This is a genomic window from Streptomyces sp. SudanB5_2050 (assembly GCF_964272335.1).
In the GTDB taxonomy this organism is placed as follows: Bacteria; Actinomycetota; Actinomycetes; order Streptomycetales; family Streptomycetaceae; genus Streptomyces; species Streptomyces rochei.
Map to the genome: position 1 here is coordinate 4942107 of NZ_OZ186760.1, position 20496 is coordinate 4962602.

Below are 20496 nucleotides of genomic sequence, written 5' to 3' on the forward strand. Positions count from 1 at the left end.
GGATGTTCCTTCACGGAAGGGCGAAACCACGAGCCTAACAATTGACTGCCCAAAGGGGGAGGACATAAGCCACCAGAATCGTGAGTCCGCAGGTCAGGGCCTGCGGATTGGTGGCGGCGGACGCCCGTGGGATCAGTCCGCGTGGCAGCCGAGCAGCTCGGCCGTCGTGCCCGCCGCCTTGGTGCGCAGGGTGACGACCCGGTCGATGCGCGTGTCGTCGTCCTCGAAGCGGAAGTCCGCCCGGCCCACCTCGTCGCCGTCCTCCGCCTGGGAGCGGACCGTGCAGTAGCCGGTGACCCCCGCGTCCTTGCGGACCTCCAGGTGCACCTGCACCGAGTCCTCGGCCAGCTCGAACCCGATCAGCTCGCCACTGATCTTGTTCTGGCCGACGTAGTGGTAGCCGAACCAGCCGATGACGGCGAGCAGGACGGCCCCGAGCACGGCGCCGACGATCTTGAGCGTGCGGTCGGCCCGTTCGTCCGAGGAGCGGCCGTACCGGCTCTCGGGCGCTCGTGTGCTCGCCGTACTCATGATCGTCCTCTCCGCTGGAGCGGGTCCGCCCGGGCCGCGGAATTATTCCGCGCCCGATTCGGTCACTATAGAAGCCGCCCACCCGCCACCCGACCGCCGCCCCTCACGGACGCCCCTACGGGGCGGCACCCATTGGATCGCGCCGATGCACCAGGGCGCCGACTGACCGAGGAATGAGTCTTGACTGACCAGCTGCGACTGATGGCCGTCCACGCCCACCCCGACGACGAGTCGAGCAAGGGCGCGGCCACCATGGCGAAGTACGTGTCCGAGGGGGTGGACGTGCTGGTGGTGACCTGCACGGGCGGGGAACGCGGCTCCATCCTCAACCCCAAGCTCCAGGGCGACGCGTACATCGAGGAGCACATCCACGAGGTGCGCAAGAAGGAGATGGACGAGGCCCGGGAGATCCTCGGCGTCAAGCAGGAGTGGCTCGGCTTCGTCGACTCCGGACTGCCCGAGGGCGACCCGCTGCCGCCGCTGCCGGAGGGCTGCTTCGCCCTGGAGGACGTCGACAAGGCGGCCGGCGAGCTGGTGCGCAAGATCCGCGCCTTCCGCCCCCAGGTGATCACCACCTACGACGAGAACGGCGGCTACCCGCACCCCGACCACATCATGACCCACAAGATCACGATGGTGGCCTTCGAGGGCGCGGCGGACACCGAGAAGTACCCGGAGGCGGAGTACGGGGCGGCCTACCAGCCGCTGAAGGTCTACTACAACCAGGGCTTCAACCGCCCCCGCACGGAGGCGCTGCACAACGCGCTGCTCGAGCGCGGCCTGGAGTCGCCCTACGGGGACTGGCTCAAGCGCTGGTCGGAGTTCGAGCGCAAGGAGCGCACGCTCACCACGCACGTGCCCTGCGCCGACTTCTTCGAGATCCGCGACAAGGCGCTGATCGCGCACGCCACCCAGATCGACCCCGACGGGGGCTGGTTCCGGGTGCCGATGGAGATCCAGAAGGAGGTCTGGCCCACCGAGGAGTACGAGCTCGCGAAGTCCCTCGTGGAAACCTCCCTCCCCGAGGACGACCTCTTCGCGGGCATCCGGGACAATGCCTGACATGAGCGCAAGCGCAAGCATGGCAATGACGCACCTCGTCACCCTCGCCGAGCTGGACGAGGACAAGGTCACGCCCGGCGTCCTCGGGTTCATCGTCTTCGCGGTGATGGCTCTGGCGGTGTGGGGCCTGATGAAGTCCATGAACCGGCACATGGGCAGGGTGGACTTCAAGGAGGCGGAGGCCCCCGGCGGTGAGCGGGTCGAGTCCGACCGGCGCTGAGGGTCTGTCGTCCCCACTCCCGTCTGCCTCGCGGCGGACGACGGGAGTGTGACGGCAGGACCCGGCGCGGTCACGGTTCGGCCGTGACCGCCACTCCCATCACCTCCCGGGCCTGACGGTTCGGGACCATGCCCAGGCGCCAGGCCTGCCAGCCCGCCTCCAGCTGGACGCCGCGTTCCAGGAGGAGCCGGTAGGCCCCGATGTAGTCGTCCAGTTTGGTGTCCCGGGCCGGGTGACCGGCCCGGGACAGCTGGGCCAGCTCCTCCTGCGCCACCGCCGTGCCGACCTCCACGCCGCCGGGAGCGGCGTACGGCAGCAGGGTGCAGCGCAGGAAGCGGGCCCAGTCCTCGCCCCGCCGGTCGCCGTAGGCCGCGAAGAGCGCCGCCGCCTCGTCGCACAGGGCCAGGGCCTGCTGGGTACGGGCGTTGCCCGCGTCCACGACCGCCAGCTCCAGGCAGGTCCACGCCTCCCCGTGCCCGACGCCGATGCGCTGGAAGTCGGCGCGCGCGTCGACCAGGAGCTGCCGGGCGAAGCCCGAGTTGCGCAGCGAGCCGGTCTGGGCGGCGCGCTGGTCGCGGGTCACCCGGGCCGAGTGGTGCCGGGCGCAGGCCAGCCCGTACACGTCCCGCATCCGGGAGAACATCGTGCGGGAGCGCTCCAGCTCGCGGACCGACTGGTCGAGGTCGCCGGTCTCCTCCAGCGCCTGGCCCACGTAGTAGACCGTCCACGCCTCGCCGCGCGCGTCCTCGTTCTCCCGGTGCCGGACCGCCGCCCGCCGCAGCTCGTCCAGCGCCTCGGACGCGTCGCCGTCCACCAGGCGCGCCCGCGCCAGCTGGGTCAGCGCCCACGCCTCGCCCCGGGCGTCCTGGGTGCGGCCGTACAGTTCCAGGGCCGCCCGCAGATCCGCCTCCGCGCCCGGTACGTCGCCCCTGCGCAGGTGGAGCTGGCCCAGCTGGAAGTGGGCCCACGCCTGGCCGTGCAGCGACTCGCCCGCCCGGTGCAGCACCAGTGACTCGGTGAGCAGGTCCAGGGCCTCCGCGAGCCGCGCCCGGTCCCGTTGCACCGCGGCCAGCGCGTGCAGGGTCCACGCGCGGTCCGTGGCCAGCTCGGGCGATGCCTGGAGGTCCAGCGCCTCCCGCAGCTTCGCCGCCGCCTCGGTCAGGTTGCCCTGGTGGTGCAGGGTGATGCCCAGCGAGCACAGGGCACGGGCCGCCCCCGCGTCGTGGTGGGCCTCCATGTACAGGTCGACCACGGAGGTGAGCGTCGTCCGCGCCTTGTCCAGCTCACCCAGCTGCCGCGCCGCGATGCCGGTGCGCCACTGCACCGAGCGCACCAGCAGCCCCTGGTCCACGGACTGCGCCAGCTCGCTGATCTCGCCCAGCCGGTACAGGTCGCCGCGGAGCAGGCAGTAGTCGCACAGCGCTCCCAGCAGGTTCAGCACCGCGCCCTGGTCCACGCCCTCCGCGTGTCTGAGCGTCGCCGTGATGAAGCTCGACTCGTCGTCCAGCCAGCGCAGCGCCTCGTCCAGGGAGGTGAAGCCGTACTGCCCGAAGCGGTCCGAGCGGGTCGACATGTTGCCGTCGACCAGGCGCAGCACCGAGTCGGCCAGCTCGGCGTAGTTCGCGATCAGCCGCTCCTGCGCCGCCGCCCGCTCGGCCGGCTCCTCCTCGTCGGCGAGCCGCGCCCGGGCGAAGGCCCGCACCACGTCGTGCAGCCGGTACCGGCTGCCGCGCACATGGTCGAGCAGGCCCGCCCGCGCCAGCTCCGCCAGCTGCCGGGCCGCCTCCGTCTCGTCCGTGGCCAGCAGCGCGGCGGCGGCCGGCGCGCCCAGCGAGGTGCGCCCGGCCAGCGCCAGCCGGCGCAGCAGCCGGCGGGCGACCTCCGGCTGGTCGGTGTAGCGCAGCCACAGCGCCCGCTCGGCCGGCTCCACCGGCCCGTACGCGCCCAGGTCGGTCGCCAGGGCGCGCGGCGAACGCGGGCCCAGCGACGACCCCGCGATGCGCAGCGCCAGCGGCAGCCCGCCGCACAGCTCCCGGACACGGTCGCAGGCTTCCGCGTCGTAGGGCCCCGAGGCGTCCTGCGCGCAGGCGGCCAGCAGCTCCTCCGCGCCGGCCGCGTCCAGCGCCCCGACGGGCAGGTCGTACACCCGCGCCGGCAGGTCGGGCGGCAGCCGGAGCGGCTCGCGCGCGGTGACCAGGACCAGGCTGTCCGACCGCTCCGGGATCAGCGTGCGCACCTGCTCCGGATCGCAGGCGTCATCCAGTACGACGGTGACCGGCACGCCCGTCAGATGCTGGTGGTACAGCTCGCTGAGCCGTTTGACCTGCTGGGCCGCCGAGGCCCGCTCCCGGAACAGCAGCTGCTCGCGGGGCGCCCCGAGCCGGTTCAGCAGGTGCAGCAGGGCTTCACGGGTGCTCAGCGGTGCCTCGCCGCCCGAGGCGGGGGCGTCCCCGCGCAGATCCACCACGCACGCCCCGCGGAAGTGGTCCCGCAGCTCGTGGGCGGCCCGCACCGCCAGCGTCGTACGTCCGCTGCCCGGCGCCCCGTGCAGCACCACCACCGTCGGCAGGGTCTGCGTGCTCGCGCGGGCCGCCTGCACCCACTGCCGCAGCCGGGCCATCTCGTGGCGCCGGCCCGCGAAGGTGGCCTCCGGCTCCGGGAGCTGCGCGAACGACTGCTCCAGCGCGTTGCGCCCGCGGGCCGCCGCGCTCTTGTCCGCGCCCCGCAGCTTGGGGCCGGGCTGCTTCTTCGGCCCGGTGGACGCGGCGAGCATCCGCTGCTGGTCGAGGAAGGGGCGGATGCCGCGCACCTCCAGCGCCGTGAGCCACTGCAGCCGCAGCTGCTCCGGCCCGCCGGGCTGGCCGGCGGCCCCCGCGCGGTGGTGGGCGGCCGGCAGATGGGACCCGACCACCTTCACCACGGTCGCGGCGGCGCCGACCACCCCGACGGCCACACCCGCGCCCACCGCGGTGCCCGTGCCGGTGCCCAGGGCCACGTCGGCCACCACGGCGGCGACCGCCGCCACGGCGGCCACCAGCAGGGGAGTGCCTGCGCCCTCCCGGGCGTAACGCTGCCGGAAGGTGAGCTGTCCGGCCGTCGCCTCGTCGAGGGCCCGGACGTACGCCTCGTACTCCTCGGCGGCGGTGCCCGCCATCGCGTCCAGCGACCCGCGCGCCCGGGACAGCAGCACAGTGCCGTCCGTGCGGCCGCCCGAGCGCCGTACCTCCTCCTCCACGGCTCGCCTCAGCAGCCGCTCGGCCTCCGACCGATGACTGTCCCGCATGTCGCGCCCCCTCCGGCGGCATCGGTGCCACCCGGGTGTCCCCGAACCTCCGGGGGACTCTCCCGGCTCATCCCCGGGTCCTTCCCCGGTTGTGCGTCGGTCAAGTGTCCTGCGAGGGGGAGACCCTGGGGAGGGTCCGGGCCGTCATCGGCCGGCCCGGAAGATCTCGTCCCGCAGTTTGTCCCCGAACTCTTGACCGGGGTGACCGCAGCCACTAATTTGCGAAGGAGGCAGACCCATAATCTTTGAAAGGAGGCGACCGGCAGATGAACACCAACTCTGATCTGAGTCGCCTCGCCCGCCGTACGGTCTGGGTTTCCGGTCGGGTCGCGCACGGCTGCTGAGTAGCCGTTCCGCTGTGCCCTCGCGTGGCACTTTTCGGGTTTTCCCCTTCTTCACTTCACGGCATGCCCTCGTCGCGTGTCGATGTGCGCCCGTTTTTCCCCGCGTGGCGCGTCCGAACACAGAAAGCTGCCTGGAATTGGCGAACATGATGAATCGTCCTGCCCGAAACCGAAATGAAGGCCTGGCATGGTAGCGGCACGGATCACCGTCAACGGGAAAGAAGAGCCCATCGCCCCCGCCGCGCCCCACACCACGGTGCTGGACTTCCTGCGCGACCGCGGTCTCACCGGCACCAAGGAGGGCTGCGCGGAGGGCGAGTGCGGTGCCTGTTCCGTCCTGGTGGCCCGCCCCGGCGTGAACAAGCCCACCGACTGGGTGGCGGTCAACGCCTGCCTGGTCCCGGTCGCGGCGCTCGACGGCCAGGAGGTCGTCACCTCCGAGGGACTGGCCACCGCCGGTGCACCGGGTACGCCCGCCGTCCTGCACCCGGTGCAGGAGGAGATGGCGGTCCGCGGCGGCTCGCAGTGCGGCTACTGCACGCCGGGGTTCGTGTGCAGCATGGCGGCCGAGTACTACCGGCCCGACCGCTGCGCCCACGGGTCCGAGGCCCCGGAGCCGGCCGGCGGCATGGACGCCGAGCACGGCCCGAACGGCTTCGACCTGCACGCCCTCAGCGGCAACCTGTGCCGCTGCACCGGTTACCGCCCGATCCGCGACGCCGCCTTCGCCGTCGGCGCGCCCGCCGACGAGGACCCGCTGGCGCGGCGCCGCGAGCAGGCCCCGCCCGCCCCCGTCGCCACCGAGTACACCCGGGACGACACCGCGTTCCTGCGCCGGGACACCCTGGCCGAGACCCTGCGGCTGCTGCGCGAGCGGCCCGACGCGGTCGTCGTCGCGGGCAGCACCGACTGGGGCGTGGAGGTCAACATCCGCGCCCGCCGCGCGGACTGCGTGGTCGCCGTCGACCGGCTGCCCGAACTGCGGGAGCTGCGGGTGGAGGACGACCACATCGAGATCGGCGCGGCCCTCACGCTCACCGAGATCGAACGCCGCCTCGACGGCACCGTGCCGCTGCTGGCGGAGCTGTTCCCGCAGTTCGCCTCCCGGCTGATCCGCAACGGCGCCACCCTGGGCGGCAACCTCGGGACCGGCTCGCCCATCGGTGACAGCCCGCCGGTGCTGCTCGCGCTGGAGGCGTCGCTGCTCCTGGCCGACGCCGACGGCGAGCGCGAGGTGCCGCTGGCCGAGTACTTCACCGGGTACCGGCAGAGCGTGCGCCGCCCCGGAGAGCTGATCCGCGCGGTGCGCGTCCCGCTGCCGCTGTCGCCGGTCACCGCCTTCCACAAGATCGCCAAGCGTCGCTTCGACGACATCTCCAGCGTGGCGGTCGCCTTCGCCCTCGACGTGGAGGAAGGCGTCGTCCGCAAGGCGCGCATCGGCCTGGGCGGCGTGGCCGCCACCCCGGTCCGCGCGCTCGCCACCGAGGCGGCCCTGGAGGGCCGGCCCTGGTCGGCTCAGACCGCCGAGGACGCGGCCCGGGTGCTGCGGGGCGAGGGCACCCCCATGGACGACCATCGCGCCAGCTCCCTCTACCGCTCCGCGATGCTCGGCCAGAGCCTGCTGAAGCTGTACGCCCAGACCACCGAGGCGGTGCCGTCATGAGCCACCTGTCCGAGCGTCCCGAGAAGCCGGCCGTCGGCGTCTCGATGCCCCACGAGAGCGCCTACCAGCACGTCACGGGCACCGCGCTCTACACCGACGACCTGGTCCAGCGCACCAAGGACGTGCTGCACGCCCACCCGGTCCAGGTCATGAAGGCCCACGGCCGGATCACCGCGCTGCGCACCGCCCCCGCGCTCGCCGTGCCCGGCGTGGTCCGCGTCCTGACCGGCGCCGACGTGCCCGGTGTCAACGACGCCGGGATGAAGCACGACGAGCCGCTCTTCCCCGACGAGGTCATGTTCCACGGCCACGCCGTCGCCTGGGTGCTCGGCGAGACCCTGGAGGCGGCCCGGCTGGGCGCGGCGGCCGTCGAGGTGGAGATCGAGGAGCTGCCCTCCCTGATCACCCTCCAGGACGCGATCGCGGCCGACAGCTACCACGGCGCCCGCCCCGTCATGACGCACGGCGACGTCGACGCCGGCTTCGCCGACTCCGCGCACGTGTTCACCGGCGAGTTCCAGTTCTCCGGCCAGGAGCACTTCTACCTGGAGACGCACGCGGCCCTCGCCCAGATCGACGAGAACGGGCAGGTGTTCATCCAGTCGAGCACCCAGCACCCGTCGGAGACCCAGGAGATCGTCGCGCACGTGCTCGGGGTCCCCTCCCACGAGGTGACCGTGCAGTGCCTGCGGATGGGCGGCGGCTTCGGCGGCAAGGAGATGCAGCCGCACGGCTTCGCAGCCGTCGCCGCGCTCGGCGCCAAGCTCACCGGCCGCCCGGTCCGGTTCCGGCTCAACCGGACCCAGGACCTGACCATGTCCGGCAAGCGGCACGGCTTCCACGCCGAGTGGAAGATCGGCTTCGACACCGAGGGCCGCATCCAGGCCCTGGAGGCCACGCTGACCGCGGACGGCGGCTGGAGCCTGGACCTGTCCGAGCCGGTGCTGGCCCGCGCGCTGTGCCACATCGACAACACGTACTGGATCCCCAACGCGCGCGTCGCCGGCCGCATCGCCAAGACCCACACGGTCTCCAACACCGCCTTCCGCGGCTTCGGCGGACCGCAGGGCATGCTGGTCATCGAGGACATCCTCGGCCGCTGCGCGCCGCGGCTCGGCCTGGACCCGATGGAGCTGCGGGAACGCAACTTCTACCGGCCGGGCCAGGGCCAGACGACACCGTACGGGCAGCCGGTCACCCAGCCCGAGCGGATCGCCACCGTCTGGGAGCAGGTGCGGGCCGACGGCGGCATCGCCGACCGCAGGCGCGAGATCGCCGCCTTCAACGCCGCGCACCCGCACACCAAGCGGGCCCTGGCGGTCACCGGCGTGAAGTTCGGCATCTCGTTCAACCTCACCGCCTTCAACCAGGGCGGCGCGCTGGTGCTGATCTACAAGGACGGCTCCGTCCTGATCAACCACGGCGGCACCGAGATGGGCCAGGGCCTGCACACCAAGATGCTCCAGGTGGCCGCGACCACGCTGGGCATCCCGCTGCACAAGGTGCGCCTCGCCCCGACCCGGACCGACAAGGTGCCCAACACCTCCGCCACCGCCGCCAGTTCCGGCGCGGACCTGAACGGCGGCGCGATCAAGAACGCCTGCGAGCAGTTGCGCGAGCGGCTGCTGCAGGTGGCCGCCTCGCAGCTCGGCGCCAACGCCTCGGACGTGCGCATCGTCGAGGGCGTCGCGCGCGCCCTCGGCAGCGACACCGAGCTGGCCTGGGACGACCTGGTGCGCACCGCGTACTTCCAGCGGGTCCAGCTGTCGGCGGCCGGCTACTACCGGACCGAGGGGCTGCACTGGGACGCGAAGTCCTTCCGGGGCTCCCCGTTCAAGTACTTCGCGATCGGCGCCGCGGCGACCGAGGTGGAGGTGGACGGCTTCACCGGCGCGTACCGCATCCGGCGGGTGGACATCGTCCACGACGTCGGCGACAGCCTCTCCCCGATGATCGACATCGGTCAGGTCGAGGGCGGCTTCGTGCAGGGCGCCGGCTGGCTGACGCTGGAGGACCTGCGCTGGGACACCGGCGACGGCCCGAACCGCGGCCGGCTGCTCACCCAGGCCGCCAGCACCTACAAGCTGCCGAGCTTCTCGGAGATGCCCGAGGAGTTCAACGTCCACCTGCTGGAGAACGCCACCGAGGAGGGCGCGGTCTACGGCTCCAAGGCGGTCGGCGAGCCCCCGCTGATGCTGGCGTTCTCGGTGCGCGAGGCGCTGCGGCAGGCCGCCGCCGCGTTCGGCCCCGACGGCGTGAGCGTGGAGCTGGCCTCGCCCGCGACGCCGGAGGCGGTGTACTGGGCGATCGAGGCGGCCCGGCGGGCCGACGCGGCCGGGAACGGCGGCTCCCGGAGCGCGGCCACCGGTGCCGGCGAGGTCCGCACCGGAGCGAAAGCGCTGAGCGGTGCCTGACATGACGTGGATCGCCGCGGTCGCACGGTTGCGGGCACGCCGGGAGCCCGGCGTGCTGGTGACCGTCGCGACCGTGCGCGGCCACGCCCCGCGTGAGGCCGGTGCCAAGCTCGTCGTGGGGCGGACCGGGACGTGGGGCTCGATCGGCGGCGGCAACGTCGAGGCCGTCGCGATCGACCGGGCGCGGGAGATGATCGCCGCGTCCCAGCCGGAGCCCGAGCTGATGGATTTCGCCCTGAACGACAAGGTGACCAACCGGCACGGCGTGCAGTGCTGCGGCGGCACGGTCTCGGTGCTGCTCGAACCGCTTCCGGTGGTCCGCGCGGTGGCGGTCTTCGGGGTCGGGCACGTCGGGCTGGAACTGGCCCGCGTCCTGGCCCGCCAGGACCTCGACCTGCACCTGATCGACAGCCGCGCCGACCTCCTGGACGACGAACGGCTCGGCGTGCTGGCGGACGCGGTGGCCCAGGTGCACGTGCACCACACCCCGCTGCTGCCGGAGGAGGTGCTGGCCGAGTTGCCGCCCGGCACCCACGTCCTGATCATGACCCACGACCACGCCGAGGACGCCGCCCTGTGCGACGCCGCCCTGCGCACCGATCACCTCGGCTCCATCGGGCTGATCGGGTCGGCGGCGAAGTGGGCGCGGTTCCGTAAGCGCCTGGCCACCGAGGGCGGGCACGACGACGCCGCCATCGACCGGATCAAGACTCCGATCGGGCTGCCCGACATCGCAGGCAAGGAGCCCGCGACCATCGCCGTGAGCGTCGCGGCCGATCTGCTGCGCACCTTCGAGTCGGCGGGGGACTGACCCGCAGGACCGGTCCGGAGGGGTGCCCCCGCCCGCGTGAACCGCGCGGACGGGGGCACCCCTCCGGCATGTGCGCCGGCCGGCGCGGCAAGCCTGAATAGAGTTTGTGGGAACCTACGAAGCGCTGGTACCAGCCTGCTCGTTGTTCGTGCCTTCGGTCCCTGGCCGCTACCGGCCAGCAGCCTGTGTACTCCCCCTACGGGTTGCAGCCGCAGGTCCACCACACACCAGCCGAGGAGTGCCATGACCACCCACACCGCCGAGACCGGCATCCGCGAGCAGGAGCGCGCCTGGATGAACCAGGCGATCGAGCTGGCCACCACCAGCGTCGCGAACGGCGGCGGCCCCTTCGGCGCGCTCATCGCCAAGGACGGCGAGGTCGTCGCGCTCGCCAACAACCAGGTCACCGCCAGCCTCGACCCCACCGCGCACGCCGAGGTCAGCGCCATCCGCGCCGCCTGCCGGCAGCTCGGCACCTTCAGCCTGGAGGGCTGCACCCTCGTCACGTCCTGCGAGCCCTGCCCGATGTGCCTCTCCTCCTCCCTGTGGGCCCGTGTCGACCGGCTGATCTACTCCGCCGACCGCCACGACGCCGCCGTGGCCGGCTTCGACGACCGCAAGTTCTACGACCTCTTCGAGAAGCGTCCGCAGGAGCTGTGGCCCATGTCCGTCGAGCACCTCGACCTGCCCCACCGCACCCAGCCGTTCGACGCCTGGCTCGCCAAGAGCGACCGCGTCGACTACTGATCGGCGAACCGCCGCCCCGCACCGGAGCGGGGGCCGCACGTCGCGTCCCGCCACGTGTGGCCCCTCCGGGGCCGTCAGCTCACCGACGAACGATGCCCCTTCTCACCCCGCGTGTTCCCGCAGCAAGTCGATCATGTTGCGCAACATCGGGATGGCTGCTTCTCCGGCCTTGTCCTTGTCGTTGAAGTGCATAAGTTCATTGCGAACCTCACGCAGTTCATTGAGGCAGTCCGTGAAGGACTTGCGGTCCAGCGGCCAACCCAGCTTGTCCCACTGTTCCTGGTTGCTCAGGACGCGCTGGTAGTCGCCGAAGGAAAGCTGATTGAACGAGGCGAGCTTGCGGCGGCCGTCCGAGTCGCACAACGCGATCACGTCCGCCAGGTCGAGTCCTTCCGAAATGACCCGACGCAATTGCCGATCCAGATCGCCGATGAGCAGGAACGGCCTGGCCGTTGCACCGTACTCAGCGGCCACGTCGGCAATGGTGACGATGCCGGCGATCTCGTTGGTCTGGTTCTTCACAAGGACGAAGCCGAACCGTTCAAGATGCGGCAGGACGTCGATCAGGTGATCCGCGTAGCTGACGGCGTGGGCCTTGACGATGGCGCGGGCGAAGGGCGCCTCGGTGTCCGTGTAGCGGGCCAGCGCCATGGATTCCCACGTGACTGCGCCCTGGAGATTGCGAGTCCCGTTCAGTACCGGAAGCTGCGAGAACCCGTTGAGCCGCATCTTGGTGAACGCTTCCTCGAAGCTGGCCGAGGACTTCACCGATGTCACTCCTCCCAGGGCGGAGCGCAGGTTACCGACCGTCTGCCCCTGTATGGGCTCGTCCTCGTCGCCGCTCTTCTCGTCGACGGAGGCGCTGGGCGGCGGAGCGGCGGTCAAGGGAATACGTTCCGGCGGTGCAGCTTCTGGCTCACCGGGCGTTCCGACGACCAGCCGCTCTGACCTCGGTTCGTCCTCAGCCACGGCATCCTGACTGTCCTCGGTATCCACGGGCGGCCCGGTCAGGGTGACCCGGTCGTCGAGGCCGACCGCCGCGAAGTCCGGGACCGTGGACAACCCATGGTTCGCCAGCTCCGCGGCTACTTGCTCGGTGACCAGGTAGCCGCGTCGGGACGAGCCCCACCACGCCAGGAGGTTACGGACGGTAAGCGTGATCGGTGTCGATGTGTCAGCCTTCTTCCGGGCTTCCTTCAGCCAGGCGTGCCGAGCCGCCGAACCGTTCTCGGGAGAGTCCTCGCCGGACAGCGGTTCGGCAGCCGCGTCGAGAAACTCCTGTCGCAACGCGTCCAGCAGCGTGCCGTCGGGCAGCTGCCAGGCGGTCCAGCCGTCGAAGGGGCCTCGTCCGGTGGCTGCGGCCGCCGCCTTCGACGGGGTGGGGAACCGTCGGCCGTTAGGCAGTTCGATCTTGCCGTCCACGGTGACGAAAGCGGTGTACTCCTGTCCCGATCGCCGGCGCAGGAACGTGAGCTGTGTTCCCGCCGGGAGCAGGCCGGCCTCCACAAGATCCGATACCCGTACCCGTCGCCCGCCGATCAGATAGGAGGCCCGTCCGGTCGTCAGCTCCTCGACATCGTCCACGGTCGACTCCGACATCGGTACCCACCCCTTGTTCGTTCCCACCCGACGAGAATCGATCGTCGCAGAGACACTCGCCTGGCGCGGTGAGTCGGACGAAGAGCATCAACTTGTGTGGGCCTGCCGTCCTACCTGCTCCGGTAGGCCCAGTAGCTGACGGTGCTCACACCTCTCTGATGATCACGCGGCTCCCGCAGAGCTTCGACCAGTCATCGCGGTCGGAGGTCAGAACGATCACGGGGGCCGGGACACGAAGCGCGAGCGCGGCAACGAGGGCGTCAATCGCGTACTTGTGCCCGTGCAGCCCGCCTGCGTCCCGCAGCAGTCCTACCGCAGTGAGCGAGTCCTCCTGGCTGACCGGTTCCACTCGCAGCCGGGAGAGCACCCATTTCAAGCGCGACACATCGGTCTTTCCGTGGACGGCTTCAACGATGGTCAGCGCGGACACGAGAACGGGGACACCGGCCTGTCGGGATGCCTCAATGCGAGCCGCCATTGCACGGTCGTTGCGCAGGAGTCGGGAAAGCGCCTCGGAGTCGAGCACCAGCGAGCGGGCCGGCTGCTCCTTCACGCGGCGCCCTGCTCGGTGTTCTCGTCTCCGAACAGCTCGCGACGAGCGGCTTCGACCTCCTGCTCCGTGAGCGCGCCGTGTTCCTCCTCGTGGGAGGCCACGATCTCGGCGAGACCGTCCATGGCGAGCTGGTGCCTGACGGCTTCGGTGATGTAGCCGGACAGACCTCGGCGGCCGGTCCTTGATCGGAGTTCACTGACCAGCTCGGAGGGCATGGACACAGAGATGTTCTCGGTGACTCCGGCTCGGTTCCGTTTCATGGATCTAGTGTAGGACCACCTCTATTACATCCCGTAGATCGCTCGTGCAGCGGCTTGTCTCGACTCCGCCGACCATCATGTTGCGCAAGGGGTCGGACCGCCCCGGCGGCCTCTGGGGGCTACAGGTCCAGGCGTCCTGGCAAGCGCTACGAATCCGTACGGCGCAGGAACTGCCAGCCCAGCATGGCCAGGGCGAGCGTCTGCACCAGTGAAGCAAGCAGGAGCAGGGGCTGAACGGCGGTGGAGCACCAGAAGGCGGTCGTGCAGACCATGGGCAGAATCAGGTACGTGAACATGTCCACCGCAGTCTGAAGTCGTTTGCGCATGGTGCGGCCCGCCACGTCGCGGTGGTAGACCTCCCAGCCGAACACCGTGCCGTGGGCGGAGGCGAGTTCCCCGAGACGCGGCCCCAGCCGGTCGCGGACGTAGCAGCCGATCGTCGAGATCTTCTCGTCATTGACCAGGTAGGTCCAGCCGAGAATCAGGCAGATCGCGGGCGCGGAGAGGAGGAGGGGGGACTGTCCGCTCTGGACGGTGAGCGCCACGACTACGGTGACTGCGGCGATCGTGAAGTAGAGCAGGTTGTCGCGGAACCCTATGCGGGTCTTCTGCTCCTCCTTGAGACGGTCGTACTCGGCCAGTAGGACTTTGCTCTCGGTGACATCGTCCATGGAAGGCGCAGCCATTTCTATGCTCGATTTCAGGATCAGTCGGCGACTCGGAAAATCGGCGAATCATCAGGGTTGCGTCGCTCGATCCAGCCCTTCCCGTCTGCCGCGATCCCCTCCAGGAGGCGGAAGGTATGGGTGAAGCCGGCCGCGCTGAGGCTGATCTCGGATATCTCCTGGGCGCTCTCGTCCGGTGCCAGCTGATGGGCATCGGCATCCTTGACGCGGATCTTCCGGGCTGGTCCATTGGTGAGGACGAGTTCCAGGTCATAGCCGACGTCGATGTTCTCCGTCACCTGTACCGAGGACAGTGCGTCGAACCGGTAGTTGCTCCGCTGTTCGTTCTTGCGCGTTGCGTCGGAGAAGTTGAACTCGGAGCTGATCTCGCGGATGCCGTCCCGGGTGAACAGGAAGAGGCGGATGACGTAGTGCGAGTACCGCCATGGGCCGCCCCGGACCCGGCCCCGCCTGTAGGAGGAGGCCGGGGCCACGAGAATGGCGTGCGTGATCAGATCTCGCCAGGTGAGCCGGTGGTGTCGTAGCGCCTCATCGACGAACGAAGTCTTGTCGCAGGTGAGCCAGGTCTCCATCTCCCGCTCACTGGGGCGGGTCGCGTCCAGGAGCGCCTTCCAGCGCTGGTAGGCGTGCTGTCGTGCGGCCAGTTCTTCCTGGTACTCCCGAGTTTCCCGGGCCACTCGGTGGCCTTCACGCCGGACCTCCAGCCACAGGTGAGCGGCCGTGTGACCGGACCAGGCCGCACCGAGCAAGGCCAGGACTGCCCACAGCGGCCCTGGTGGGACGGTGCCCGAGACTGCCGTGGCGAGACCTGAGAGAGCCGCGGCGCCGAGAACGGCGAGGGCCACGACGGTCATGACCTTCGCCTTGGCCGGCGCCCGACCTTGGTGGTGCTGCTCGAACAGAGCGCCGTTGTTATGGCGATTCCGTGTCTCCTCGGCGAGGTGTCGGATCAGCCAGGCGACCCGCTCCACACCGATCCGGCTCTCCCGGTAAAGGTCCGCGATCTCGGCCGCGAGGCCGTTGCGGATGTCCGTGGTGTGGGCGAGCCAGGCCTCCGGGGTGAAGCCGTAGGGCGTGCGGACGCTGAAGTAGTGGTCAAACCTACTGTGGACGCGTTTGGTGAACCCGTCCTCGGCAGGGGCGGGATGGTGAGGCTGTTGGGCGCCGGCCTCGACCATGAAGTCTGGCCGGGGGTTCCGGCCCCACCATAGGAGGCCGTAGCGGGCCGCGGTGCGACCCGCTACAAGTGCCGCCAGTGCCTCGACGACCGCTTGGGCTGGATTCGCGATCCATGCCAGGGCCCCGAGGATCACACTGCTGAGCACGAAGAGAGCTACCCGAACGGGGAGGGCCGCAGCGGCAGCGGCAGCGGCAGCAGACCTCGGCCGGGGCGGCGCGACCCGCGCCCCGATGGGGTCGGGCTCGAAGTAGGCCCAGACCCGGCGGACCCGGTCGTTCCCGAAGCGCTCCGTCGTGGCCCGCTCAAGGGTTTCCGCCCACAGCTCGTCCTTCAGCCCTCCGGTGAGTATGAGGTCGAGGTGGCGAAGGATCGCATTGCGTTGGCGGGACGGAAGATCCTGCAACTGCTTCAGTACGGGCCCGGTCTCTCCGCTTGCGGTGCCGAGCGCCCCCAGTAGGTCGAACGTGACGCGCAGGGCTTCCTTCCAGTCGTCCTCGGCGTAGGTCCGTACGAGCCCGGAGACGTACTGCAGCCGTTGGACGTCTTCGGCGCTGAGGTCGTGATAGGTGCGTGCGCTGAGCGTGGCGAGCACCCAGTGGAAACGGACCTCGGCGTTGTGGAAGCCGTGAGCAATCGCATCAGAGATCATTTCGCGGGCTCGGCTGGGGATCCCGTCCTCCAGCAGCCGCACGCCCACCCGGTACTTCTCCTGCGGCGAAGCATCCGGGTGAACGAAGTAGACGTTGGAGTTGTGTACGGTCTCGGCCTGGATTCCGACGGTGGAGTTGTACGCGGCCGAACTGTAGGCGGCACCGCTGCTCTCGCTCACGCTCGGTCTCCGGCTGCGGCGATCAAGGGGGCCAGCTCAGCCATCAGTGCAGGGCAGTCCGCGACCAGTCCGCGCAGTCTTCTGAGCGTCATAGCCGCCCGTTTCGGCGAATCTGGGGTCTTTCCCCCGGCCGACCGGAGGGCGAGATCCAGATCGGCAAGTGCCTCGTGGTAGGTATCGTCGTCGAGGGCGCCTTCAGCATGGTGGCGCCTCAGATTCTCGCGGAAGTCTTTGAGACCCGTGATGAGGTGCGTCGGACCGGACTCGTGCGGAGTCGTGTCCATATGAACGCTGCTGCCCGTGACCGAGCCGGCCATGATGCCGACGGTGCTGTTGTGGGCGATGTTGCTCACGTGTCGGCTGAGCCGGTCTGCCGAAGGGACGATGTCGTCTCTGGACATGTCGGTCTCCTCCTGCTCCCGAGCGAGTTCCACGGCCAGCCGGATGGCGAATGCCGCCGCGTTCGCTGCGGCCTTCGGCTGTTGGCTGCGGTCGTCCGTGCTGTTCTTCGTGCCGTCCGCCCGGTCGCTGATTCCACGGATGATGGCCACCGGCGCCCCGTTGAGATGGCCGGCCTGTGCCACACCGGCCGCCTCCATCTCGATGGCGAGTGCGTCGTTGTAGTGCTGCCGGATCCATTTCGCCTCGGCCGAGATCCTTGAGTTCTGGACGATCTCGCCGGCGGCGATCGCCCCGAAACGCACCTGTGGCGCGTCCGGCCGGCCGAAGGCTGTGTCCGCCCAGTCGTTCGAGCGAGCCAAGTGCGAGGCGAGCTGGGTGATGCCATGCGGTGCTTCCCACACCCGGGGGCGGGCTTTGAGCCCGTCATCCTCGCTGGTCCCACCGTGATACGCGTACACGTGTGACGCCACCACCACGTCACCCAGCCTGGTGGTGTCCCATAAGGCGCCGGCGACCCCGACGAACAGTACGGCCATCGGTGAAAACTCCTGGATGGCGCGTTCGGCGATCACTGCTGCGGAAGCATTCCCCTTGCTTGTCAGACCGAGTGCGACACGGCACGAGGTTCCTCGCACGGTTCCCGTTTCGAAACGAGTGCCACGCTCATGGCGGTGCACCTGCGGACTCGCCAGCTTCTGGTGTACGGCCTGATACTCGAGATTGAGGGCGGTGAGGATCACCACCGGGCTCTTCGGCATTTGTTACTCTTCCCCTTTCGTTTTCCTTTTCGTGCTGGACGGCGCGGGCCGGATCAGCGGTGGGAACAGCACGGTCTTCGGGCCGGCCCTGTACAGCCGTGCTGGCCGTCCGCCCGTGCTCCTGCGGTCCGTGCCGACGGGGACGATGAATCCCTTTGCGGCTTGGACCTTCCGGTAGAAATTGCGAGTGTCGAGTTCGGTACCCCAGACGGCCTCGTACACCTGTTGCAGCTCTGCGATGGTGAATTCCTTTCCGCAGAACGCCGTGGCCAGCGACGTGAACTCGAGCTTCTTGCGCGCGTGCTCGATTCCGTCCGTCGCGATTCGACGGTGGTCGAAGGCGAGTGTCACCTCGCCGGACAGCACGGACTCCGCGGGAACCCACGCGGCATCGGTGGCATCCGTTCCCGCGACCGGGTCGGGCAGCCCTGGCGCGATCGCCAAGTGCGCCACGGAGACGACCCGGCCCCGGGGGTCGCGGCCCGAATCTCCGTACACGGCGAGCTGTTCGAGGTGTACCCAGCTGGAGGTCAGGGCCGTTTCCTCGTCCAGTTCGCGGTGGGCGGCATCCAGAATCTCCTCGCCATCGTGGTTCAGGAATCCTCCCGGCAGGGCGGGCAGCCCCCGAAAGGGTTCCTCGCCCCGCTGTACCAGGAGGACGTGCAGGTGCCCCTCCCGCAGCGTCAGGATCACGAGATCGACCGTCAGTAGCACAGACGGAGGTGACCACACGTCATCTTGCATGCAGAGCAAGGTACTTGAGTTACTGTCACTCTCACAAGAAGGAGCGGTCAGGATCGTTGTCGCACCCGACTCCGCAGTGCCGTAACGGCTGGTGGAACGCGCTGACCGTCGGTTGGAAGGGCCCCGCCGGTCCGTTCAGGTTTCGGGGTTCGCGCGGCCGGTGCTGCGATACTGCCCGCATGGTGAACCGCCTGGCCGATGCCATGTCCCCATACCTGCTTCAACATGCCGACAACCCGGTCGACTGGTGGCCCTGGTCGACCAAGGCGTTCGAGGAGGCGCGGCGGCGTGATGTCCCCGTGCTCCTGAGCGTCGGCTACAGCGCGTGCCACTGGTGCCACGTCATGGCGCACGAGTCCTTCGAGGACGACGAGACCGCCGCGTACATGAACGGGCACTTCGTGTCCGTCAAGGTCGACCGCGAGGAGCGGCCCGACGTGGACGCCGTCTACATGGAGGCCGTGCAGGCGGCGACCGGGCAGGGCGGCTGGCCCATGACCGTCTTCCTCACCCCGGACGCCGAGCCCTTCTACTTCGGTACCTACTACCCGCCCGAGCCCCGGCACGGCATGCCGTCCTTCCGGCAGGTGCTCCAGGGCGTCCACCAGGCGTGGGCCGAGCGGCGCGGTGAGGTCACCGAGGTCGCCGGCAAGATCGTGCGGGACCTCGCCGGGCGGGAGATCTCCTACGGCGACGCGCAGGCGCCCGGCGAGGCCGAACTGGGGCAGGCGCTGCTCGGGCTCACCCGGGAGTACGACCCGCAGCGCGGCGGATTCGGCGGGGCGCCGAAGTTCCCGCCGTCCATGGTGATCGAGTTCCTGCTGCGCCACCACGCCCGCACCGGCGCCGAGGGCGCGCTCCAGATGGCGGCCGACACCTGCGAGCGGATGGCGCGCGGCGGCATCTACGACCAGCTCGGCGGAGGCTTCGCCCGCTACTCGGTCGACCGCGAGTGGGTGGTGCCGCACTTCGAGAAGATGCTCTACGACAACGCGCTGCTGTGCCGGGTCTACGCCCACCTGTGGCGCGCCACCGGCTCGGACCTGGCCCGCCGCGTCGCCCTGGAGACCGCCGACTTCATGGTCCGTGAACTGCGCACCGCCGAGGGCGGCTTCGCCTCCGCGCTGGACGCCGACAGCGACGACGGGACGGGCCGGCACGTCGAGGGCGCCTACTACGTGTGGACGCCCGCGCAGCTGGCCGAGGTCCTGGGGGACGAGGACGCCGAGCTGGCCGGGCGGTACTTCGGCGTGACCCGGGAGGGCACCTTCGAGCACGGGGCCTCCGTACTGCAACTGCCGCAGCAGGACGGCGTCTTCGACGCCGACCGGATCGCGTCGGTCAGGGAGCGGCTGCTGGCCGCCCGGGACGGCCGCCCCGCTCCCGGCCGGGACGACAAGGTGGTCGCCGCCTGGAACGGGCTGGCGATCGCGGCGCTCGCCGAGACCGGCGCCTACTTCGAGCGCCCCGATCTGGTCGAGGCCGCCGGCGCCGCCGCCGACCTGCTCGTCCGGCTGCACCTCGACGACCACGCCCGGCTCTTCCGCACCAGCAAGGACGGCCGCGCGGGCGCGCACGCCGGGGTGCTGGAGGACTACGCCGACGTGGCCGAGGGCTTCCTCGCGCTGGCGTCGGTCACCGGGGAGGGCGTCTGGCTGGACTTCGCCGGGCTGCTGCTCGACCACGTCCTCACCCGCTTCCGGGACGACTCCGGCTCCCTCTACGACACCGCCTCCGACGCCGAGCGGCTGATCCGCCGCCCGCAGGACCCCACCGACAACGCCACCCCGTCCGGCTGGACCGCCGCCGCGGGCGCCCTGCTCTCCTACGCCGCTCACACCGGCTCCGAGCCCCACCGCGAGGCCGCCGAGCACGCGCTCGGCGTGGTCAAGGCGCTCGGGCCGCGGGTCCCGCGCTTCATCGGCTGGGGACTGGCCGCCGCCGAGGCCCTGCTCGACGGGCCCCGCGAAGTGGCCGTGGTGGGGCCCGCGTTGAGCGACGCGGCCACGCGCGGACTGCACCGCACGGCGCTCCTCGGTACGGCGCCCGGCGCCGTCGTCGCCTTCGGCACCGAGGGGAGCGACGAGTTCCCCTTGCTCGCCGACCGGCCACTGGTGGGCGGGGCACCGGCGGCGTACGTCTGCCGTAACTTCACCTGTGAGGCGCCGACCACCGATCCGGAACGTCTGCGCGCCGGCCTGAACAGCTGAAACGCCACAAAGGGAAACAAGGGGAACGGGACCGGTGGGGGAAATGTTCAGACCCGGTCCACGTTGTGAGGAAACACGCTCTTCACCCAACCACCTTATGTGTTTCACGGATTACCCCTAGCCTCTTCACCGTGACGCGGCGGAGTGGTCGCCCGGTATAGGGCGCGCCGCCGCGGCAGGGGGAGTTCAAGATCTGGGGG

General features: G+C 70.3%; 16 protein-coding genes. 7 read left to right on the forward strand and 9 right to left on the reverse strand.

Annotated elements, in window-relative coordinates; genetic code table 11:
* Positions 1–132 precede the first annotated feature (132 nt).
* Positions 133–531 (reverse strand): DUF4307 domain-containing protein, encoded by a 399-nt coding sequence (locus tag ACFZP7_RS22195; protein WP_019329120.1) that lies wholly within the window; start codon positions 529–531, stop codon positions 133–135.
* 180 nt (positions 532–711) lie between these two features.
* Between ACFZP7_RS22195 and mca the strand changes: the two genes are divergently transcribed.
* Complete coding sequence (gene mca / locus ACFZP7_RS22200) at positions 712–1593, forward strand: mycothiol conjugate amidase Mca (protein ID WP_029394139.1); 882 nt, start codon at positions 712–714, stop codon at positions 1591–1593.
* A complete protein-coding gene (locus tag ACFZP7_RS22205) occupies positions 1586–1813 on the forward strand; it encodes a hypothetical protein (RefSeq protein WP_167546022.1) in 228 nt (75 codons plus the stop codon). The genes mca and ACFZP7_RS22205 overlap by 8 nt, the downstream gene beginning before the upstream one ends.
* A gap of 70 nt (positions 1814–1883) precedes the next feature.
* On the opposite strand, the gene ACFZP7_RS22210 is transcribed toward ACFZP7_RS22205, so the two are convergent.
* Positions 1884–5096 (reverse strand): tetratricopeptide repeat protein, encoded by a 3213-nt coding sequence (locus ACFZP7_RS22210; RefSeq protein ID WP_385635355.1) that lies wholly within the window; start codon positions 5094–5096, stop codon positions 1884–1886.
* Positions 5097–5627: 531 nt separating this feature from the next.
* Between ACFZP7_RS22210 and ACFZP7_RS22215 the strand changes: the two genes are divergently transcribed.
* The 4 genes from ACFZP7_RS22215 (at position 5628) to ACFZP7_RS22230 (ending at position 11075) form a co-directional block, all read left to right on the forward strand.
* On the forward strand, positions 5628–7103 hold the full coding sequence (locus ACFZP7_RS22215; RefSeq protein WP_385635357.1) for a xanthine dehydrogenase small subunit: 1476 nt from the start codon (positions 5628–5630) through the stop codon (positions 7101–7103).
* A complete protein-coding gene (gene xdhB / locus ACFZP7_RS22220; protein ID WP_385635359.1) occupies positions 7100–9517 on the forward strand; it encodes a xanthine dehydrogenase molybdopterin binding subunit in 2418 nt (805 codons plus the stop codon). Before ACFZP7_RS22215 ends, xdhB begins: the two co-directional genes overlap by 4 nt.
* A gap of 1 nt (position 9518) precedes the next feature.
* Positions 9519–10328, forward strand: a complete 810-nt coding sequence (gene xdhC / locus ACFZP7_RS22225) for a xanthine dehydrogenase accessory protein XdhC (protein WP_031018841.1) — start codon at positions 9519–9521, stop codon at positions 10326–10328.
* 243 nt (positions 10329–10571) lie between these two features.
* A complete protein-coding gene (locus ACFZP7_RS22230; protein ID WP_030969355.1) occupies positions 10572–11075 on the forward strand; it encodes a nucleoside deaminase in 504 nt (167 codons plus the stop codon).
* Positions 11076–11177: 102 nt separating this feature from the next.
* Here the strand turns inward: ACFZP7_RS22230 and ACFZP7_RS22235 are convergent, their stop codons facing one another.
* The 7 genes from ACFZP7_RS22235 to ACFZP7_RS22265 all read right to left on the reverse strand — a co-directional run bounded on the left by ACFZP7_RS22235 (position 11178) and on the right by ACFZP7_RS22265 (position 18086).
* Positions 11178–12659, reverse strand: a complete 1482-nt coding sequence (locus ACFZP7_RS22235; RefSeq protein ID WP_385635361.1) for a CBS domain-containing protein — start codon at positions 12657–12659, stop codon at positions 11178–11180.
* 160 nt (positions 12660–12819) lie between these two features.
* The gene (locus ACFZP7_RS22240; RefSeq protein WP_062132049.1) at positions 12820–13227 is read right to left on the reverse strand and encodes a PIN domain-containing protein; all 408 of its coding nucleotides are present in this window, start codon (positions 13225–13227) and stop codon (positions 12820–12822) included.
* Positions 13224–13487 (reverse strand): hypothetical protein, encoded by a 264-nt coding sequence (locus ACFZP7_RS22245; RefSeq protein WP_029394141.1) that lies wholly within the window; start codon positions 13485–13487, stop codon positions 13224–13226. The genes ACFZP7_RS22240 and ACFZP7_RS22245 overlap by 4 nt, the downstream gene beginning before the upstream one ends.
* 146 nt (positions 13488–13633) lie before the next feature.
* Entirely contained in the window at positions 13634–14173 is a 540-nt protein-coding gene (locus tag ACFZP7_RS22250) for a hypothetical protein (RefSeq protein ID WP_019329131.1), read from the reverse strand.
* 20 nt (positions 14174–14193) lie between these two features.
* Complete coding sequence (locus ACFZP7_RS22255; protein ID WP_385635364.1) at positions 14194–16182, reverse strand: hypothetical protein; 1989 nt, start codon at positions 16180–16182, stop codon at positions 14194–14196.
* A complete protein-coding gene (locus tag ACFZP7_RS22260; protein WP_385635366.1) occupies positions 16179–17342 on the reverse strand; it encodes a purine phosphorylase in 1164 nt (387 codons plus the stop codon). The genes ACFZP7_RS22255 and ACFZP7_RS22260 overlap by 4 nt, the downstream gene beginning before the upstream one ends.
* 3 nt (positions 17343–17345) lie before the next feature.
* A complete protein-coding gene (locus ACFZP7_RS22265; RefSeq protein WP_385635368.1) occupies positions 17346–18086 on the reverse strand; it encodes an NrtR DNA-binding winged helix domain-containing protein in 741 nt (246 codons plus the stop codon).
* A 179-nt stretch (positions 18087–18265) separates the two neighbouring features.
* Here ACFZP7_RS22265 and ACFZP7_RS22270 point away from each other — a divergent pair, with 179 nt between their 5' ends.
* Positions 18266–20296 carry a thioredoxin domain-containing protein gene (locus tag ACFZP7_RS22270; protein ID WP_385635370.1) on the forward strand — a complete coding sequence of 677 codons (2031 nt, stop codon included), beginning with the start codon at positions 18266–18268 and terminating at the stop codon, positions 20294–20296.
* Positions 20297–20496: the final 200 nt, after the last annotated feature.